This is a genomic window from Streptococcus orisasini (genome assembly GCF_001431045.1).
In the GTDB taxonomy this organism is placed as follows: Bacteria; Bacillota; Bacilli; order Lactobacillales; family Streptococcaceae; genus Streptococcus; species Streptococcus orisasini.
In genome coordinates, this window is sequence record NZ_BCLE01000060.1 from 1 (window position 1) to 1,590 (window position 1,590).

The following is a 1,590-nucleotide window of genomic DNA, read 5'->3' on the forward strand; positions in this document are numbered from 1 at the left end:
TTCCGATACGGCTACCTTGTTACGACTTCACCCCAATCATCCATCCCACCTTAGGCGGCTGGCTCCTAATAGGTTACCTCACCGACTTCGGGTGTTACAAACTCTCGTGGTGTGACGGGCGGTGTGTACAAGGCCCGGGAACGTATTCACCGCGGCGTGCTGATCCGCGATTACTAGCGATTCCGACTTCATGGAGGCGAGTTGCAGCCTCCAATCCGAACTGAGATCGGCTTTCAGAGATTAGCTTGCCGTCACCGGCTTGCGACTCGTTGTACCGACCATTGTAGCACGTGTGTAGCCCAGGTCATAAGGGGCATGATGATTTGACGTCATCCCCACCTTCCTCCGGTTTATTACCGGCAGTCTCGCTAGAGTGCCCAACTCAATGATGGCAACTAACAATAAGGGTTGCGCTCGTTGCGGGACTTAACCCAACATCTCACGACACGAGCTGACGACAACCATGCACCACCTGTCACCAGTGTTCCGAAGAAAAATCCTATCTCTAGGACTGGCACCGGGATGTCAAGACCTGGTAAGGTTCTTCGCGTTGCTTCGAATTAAACCACATGCTCCACCGCTTGTGCGGGCCCCCGTCAATTCCTTTGAGTTTCAACCTTGCGGTCGTACTCCCCAGGCGGAGTGCTTATTGCGTTAGCTACGGCACTAAGCCCCGGAAAGGGCCTAACACCTAGCACTCAGCGTTTACGGCGTGGACTACCAGGGTATCTAATCCTGTTCGCTACCCACGCTTTCGAGCCTCAGCGTCAGTCTCAGACCAGAGAGCCGCTTTCGCCACCGGTGTTCCTCCATATATCTACGCATTTCACCGCTACACATGGAATTCCACTCTCCCCTTCTGCACTCAAGCCCCGCAGTTTCCAAAGCACACAATGGTTAAGCCACTGCCTTTTACTTCAGACTTACAGAGCCGCCTGCGCTCGCTTTACGCCCAATAAATCCGGACAACGCTCGGGACCTACGTATTACCGCGGCTGCTGGCACGTAGTTAGCCGTCCCTTTCTCGTCAGGTACCGTCACTGTGTGAACTTTCCACTCTCACACCCGTTCTTCTCTGACAACAGAGCTTTACGATCCGAAAACCTTCTTCACTCACGCGGCGTTGCTCGGTCAGGGTTCCCCCCATTGCCGAAGATTCCCTACTGCTGCCTCCCGTAGGAGTCTGGGCCGTGTCTCAGTCCCAGTGTGGCCGTTCACCCTCTCAGGTCGGCTATGTATCGCAGCCTTGGTAGGCCTTTACCCTACCAACTAGCTAATACAACGCAGGTCCAGCTTATAGTGGAGCATTTGCCCCTTTCAAATCACTAACATGTGTTTGTCATTGTTATGCGGTATTAGCTATCGTTTCCAATAGTTGTCCCCCGCTATAAGGTTGGTTACCTACGCGTTACTCACCCGTTCGCGACTCAGTCAATTCGGTGGAGCAAGCTCCGGTGAATTCACTGCGTTCCACTTGCATGTATTAGGCACGCCGCCAGCGTTCGTCCTGAGCCAGGATCAAACTCTCATTAATATAAAGTTTGAGCTTGCGCTCATTCGTCATTGCTGACTTATTGTTCTTGACAGGTT

Annotated in this window: 1 rRNA gene; it reads right to left on the reverse strand. The window is 53.1% G+C overall.

The annotated features are described in order from the left end of the window. Positions 1–1,534, reverse strand: a 16S ribosomal RNA gene (locus SCSH_RS10760); the annotation flags it as partial. Between the last annotated feature and the right edge of the window lie 56 nt (positions 1,535–1,590).